We start from the raw sequence: 3,668 nt of genomic DNA, 5'->3' as shown, positions 1-3,668 counted from the left end.
GAGTGGGGCGTGGTGGGGGAGGCGGGGACATCGGGCTCCGGTGACCGGGCGGCGGGAGCCGTGCCCTGTTCGCCACCACCGAGCACCAGCGCGCCGACCGCGAGACCGACGGCCGCGCAAGCGGCGATGGCCGCGACGGGTATCCACACCCGCCTCGGCCGGCGAACCGGAGGGCCGGGCTCGTGGGGCCGCGCCGGTTCGGGTTGGATGCGCGGCAACGGCTTGGTCGAGCCGGCCGGGTCCTCGGGCAGCGCGTGGCCGTACTGCTGCCAGGCCCCGGCGGAGAGGACCTCGGTCGCGTCAGGGTCGAACGCCGAGGGATGGTAGGGCGGCGGCGTCGAAGGCTGATGCGGGTGGTTCACTACGGCTCCGGCTGTCGAGTCCTGGCCAAACAGCAGCGACCCTACCGCCCGTCAGTTCGGTGGCGGGGCCCGGGCCTTGCCGTCGTCATCCCAGCAGGCACTGCGCGCATTGCCCGGACCGGCGTTGCTTCGAGGCCCGGAACCGCGGTACGCGAAATCACCCGGCATCCGATGCCTTGGCGCGCCGGACGCCGTCACATGTACGACAATGAGGTGGCCGTTCCCCGGTGCTCACCCTCAACAGAGCGGCGGACTCGCGGCTGCAACGCGACCTCACGGCCGCGGACGAGCCGCTGAGCCGGGGGCGGTGGGCTCAGGGGAGAGGCTTGACGTCTCCTGCGAAGACGATGATCTGGTCGATGAGGTTGCGCCGCAGGTGGACGACGTCTGTTCCAGTGAGGCGGGGGCCGCCGTCAGGAGTGGTGAAAGCCCAGTCGTACCGGGCCCATTCATCGGGCATGTCCACGCCCGAACAGCGGGTCATCGTGCCGGTGCCTGCCGGATGGCGCCGGATGTCCAGGACGAAGCGCTCTACTGCCACGATGCCTTCACTGCGTCCCAGCGGTCCCCAGAGGATCACGTCCGGCGTCAGGGCTTGGGCGAGCAGACTGGTCACGTACCTGTCGTCCGAGGCGTTGAATGCGGAGATGAACGTGTCGATCGCACCCTGCGCGGTCTCTTCCTGCATGCATCAGTAATACCAGTCATCTCGCCGACGATGGTCCTCGGCAGCCTTGGACGGCGCTCCCTCGTTCCGCTTGCGGAGGCGCAGCAAGAGCGCGAGGAACAGCGCTCCGGCCGGCCGGCCGGCAAAGGTACGGGTCCGTCCCGCGGCTCTCCGGTCTTCCCAACCAGGATCCGCCACCCGTTGCCGGTCAGTCGGTGGACTTCGTGTCTTCGAAATAGGAGTCGAGTACGGCGTCCAGTTCCGTTGCCCACTGCTTGAGCTGGTTCCGGTTGGGAGCCTCGATGTGGACGTTGTAGCTGTGGTGGTTGGTGGCGTGCACCGTGATGGTGAGCTGACGCCCGAACCGGGGAGTGTGCGTTTCTACCGCACCCACCTCCGGCCAGTCGAAGTCGGCCGTCTCACCGTCCAGGCGCAACGTGACGCCGGTGCTGTCGACAGTGACGGAGCCGCGTCGGTCGGATGCCTCGAAGGCCGGACCGTCGGCGGCCGGTCGCGGTTCCTCCTCGTTAGCAGCCGGCGCCGCCTCCCCCGTGGTAACAGCCGCCGCCTCCGTTTCCGCCGGCGGCTCCGATGCGGCGACGGCATCCGGTACGGAGTCCGCCGGCACTGCCGGACGCTCCTCTGCCGCGGCAGGGCGCGGCGGCGTCAGGCCGGGGATGAACGCCGGATCGGTTCCGGCGGCGTGCGTGGGCGGGGTGTTCTGGCCTATGCGGTGGTCCACGGCGGGAAGTATGGCCGATGGAGCTGTGTCAGCGGTAGCCGGGTCCGGGTGCCCATGCCGCCTCCTCTGCCTCCTGAGACCGCGACCCCTTCGGCGTAACACTGTCACTGACCGGTCATGGACATGTCTTGACGCCGTCTCGGGGCCGCTTTTCAAGATCATCCGCTGATAGGTTCCCGTCGCCGGGTCCAAGATCATCGGTGCTCGGCACGACCATCATCTGAGGAGTAGTAAGTGATTTCTGTAATTCGGGGGAAGAGCGCGGGCAAGCGTGCGGCTGCTGTCGCGGGCGTGCTGGTCGCCGCCGCGCTCGGCGGTGCCGCTCTGGCGGCGCCGGCGTACGCCGACGACGTCTACGGCCACTGCAAGGGCGAGGGCGTGCGCATCCGCGCCGCCGCCAGCACGTCCAGCTCGGTCGTCGGCCTGTGCTACAGCAACCACCGCCTGGCGCACCGTGACGTCTCGGGCGACGGTCAGTGGGACAAGGTCTACGACGTGAACACCGGCGTGTCCGGCTGGATCTCCCACGGCTACTGGAGCTGGTAAACAGCAGCCCCGGGGCGGCGGAGGGTCTCAGTCCCCGCTGCCCCCGGGGCGTTCCCGCTGGATGAGGCGGTGGTCCAGCTGTCAGCCCGGCCCACTACCAGCGGGCGTTGCCCGCCGGCCGGACCGGCCGGACCGGCCGGACCGGCCGGACCGGCCGGGCACGGCTCTCGGGTTTCAGGACATGAGCAGCAGCCGCGTGTTCGGCACGAGCTTCCGATTGACGCTGGTGCTCTGCACGAAGATGGTGAAGTCGTCGTTGTGGTCGGGCTTGACGCGCACTTCCGCGTCCGGCAGACCGAGGAGGGCCCGGGCCTGAGGACCCGTGTACACCCGGTCCGTCTTCTTCTCCAGCACCGCGATCTGCTTCCGGGCCTGGACCTTCTCCGACTTGCTCAGCTGGTAGAACGCGGCACCCGTACGGTAGGTGTGCCCGCATTCGGTGACCCACTCCCGGATGCCGGCATCCCGCGACACCGGGATCAGCTGGTAGTCCGAGGGATTCACCGGCGTGAGGCCGGCTGCCTTTATGGTGTCCTTGTTAACCGCATCTGCTCCGGTGGAGAAGACTGCCCGCGATCCACGGATGCCCTGGGTGCGGCCCACCATGAACTTCTCGGTGGCCTCCTGGATGACCTGCCCGGCTTCTTCCAGGCCTTGCGTGCTGGTGGCGTCCCAAACGGCGATGTTGTCCTTCGGGAAGCCGCAACGCATGGCCTCACGCTTGCCCATCTGGTCCGGGACCAGCACGGCCAGTGTCCAGTTGTCCTCCTGCGTGGCGATCATCTCGGACACGGCCTTGACCAGTTCGCGCGGATCCCTGGTGGGGGCGTCCGGGCAGTGGTGACTCGCGTTCTCCTGTCCGTCCGTCAGCACGAACGTCAGGAAGCTGTGATCCCCGTACAGCTGAGCCGTTTGTGCCAGCTCCCGCTGTGACTTCAGTGTGGCTGCCAGCAGGGCCGTCATTCCGCCCACCCGGTACAGCTGCTTCAAAGACGGCATCCGCAGCACGTCCTTGTCGTAAATGACGCACTCCACCGTGTTCGCGAAGACGTACACCGTCACGCGCGTTTCCTGGTCCAGTTCCTTCGACCGGCGGGCCAGGTAGGCGATCTGCTGATCGGCGACTTCGATGGCCTTCTGGCTCAGGCGTGACATGGACGAACTGGCATCCAGCACGAGGGCAACGTGATTGATGTAATTCTGGACTCCGGACAACGCCGATCCCCCTCATTCCGACTTGGTGCCCTCACCTTCTCACCCACCACTGACAATCGGCCGGGAGCCGGGAGCCGGGAGCCGGGAGCCGGGAGCCGGGAGCCGGGAGCCGGGAGCCGGGAGCCGGGAGCCGGGA

General features: G+C 68.2%; 4 protein-coding genes and 1 pseudogene. 1 reads left to right on the top strand and 4 read right to left on the bottom strand.

Annotation, left to right across the window (positions count from 1 at the left end; translation table 11 throughout):
* From ACSNOH_RS33940 to ACSNOH_RS33930, 3 genes and pseudogenes are all read right to left on the bottom strand, one after another.
* Nucleotides 1–362, bottom strand: a pseudogene (locus tag ACSNOH_RS33940) (hypothetical protein); the annotation flags it as partial.
* 313 nt (nucleotides 363–675) lie between these two features.
* Entirely contained in the window at nucleotides 676–1,050 is a 375-nt protein-coding gene (locus tag ACSNOH_RS33935) for a nuclear transport factor 2 family protein (protein ID WP_436725297.1), read from the bottom strand.
* A 187-nt stretch (nucleotides 1,051–1,237) separates the two neighbouring features.
* The gene (locus ACSNOH_RS33930; protein WP_436725296.1) at nucleotides 1,238–1,771 is read right to left on the bottom strand and encodes a hypothetical protein; all 534 of its coding nucleotides are present in this window, start codon (nucleotides 1,769–1,771) and stop codon (nucleotides 1,238–1,240) included.
* Between the two features lie 234 nt (nucleotides 1,772–2,005).
* Between ACSNOH_RS33930 and ACSNOH_RS33925 the strand changes: the two genes are divergently transcribed.
* A complete protein-coding gene (locus tag ACSNOH_RS33925) occupies nucleotides 2,006–2,317 on the top strand; it encodes an SH3 domain-containing protein (protein WP_436725295.1) in 312 nt (103 codons plus the stop codon).
* Between the two features lie 174 nt (nucleotides 2,318–2,491).
* On the opposite strand, the gene ACSNOH_RS33920 is transcribed toward ACSNOH_RS33925, so the two are convergent.
* Nucleotides 2,492–3,532: a vWA domain-containing protein gene (locus tag ACSNOH_RS33920; protein ID WP_436725294.1), complete on the bottom strand. Its 1,041-nt coding sequence runs from the start codon at nucleotides 3,530–3,532 to the stop codon at nucleotides 2,492–2,494.
* Nucleotides 3,533–3,668: the final 136 nt, after the last annotated feature.

It is taken from the genome of Streptomyces sp. URMC 127 (genome assembly GCF_051386535.1).
GTDB lineage: Bacteria > Actinomycetota > Actinomycetes > Streptomycetales > Streptomycetaceae > Streptomyces.
Note: the sequence above shows the minus strand (reverse complement) of the source record. Positions and strands in the feature narration are given on the sequence as shown.

Coding starts and splice junctions, on each gene's coding strand:
- ACSNOH_RS33935 (WP_436725297.1), bottom strand. CDS start 1,050: ATGCAGGAAGAGACCGCGCAGGGTGCGATCGACACGTTCATCTCCGCA.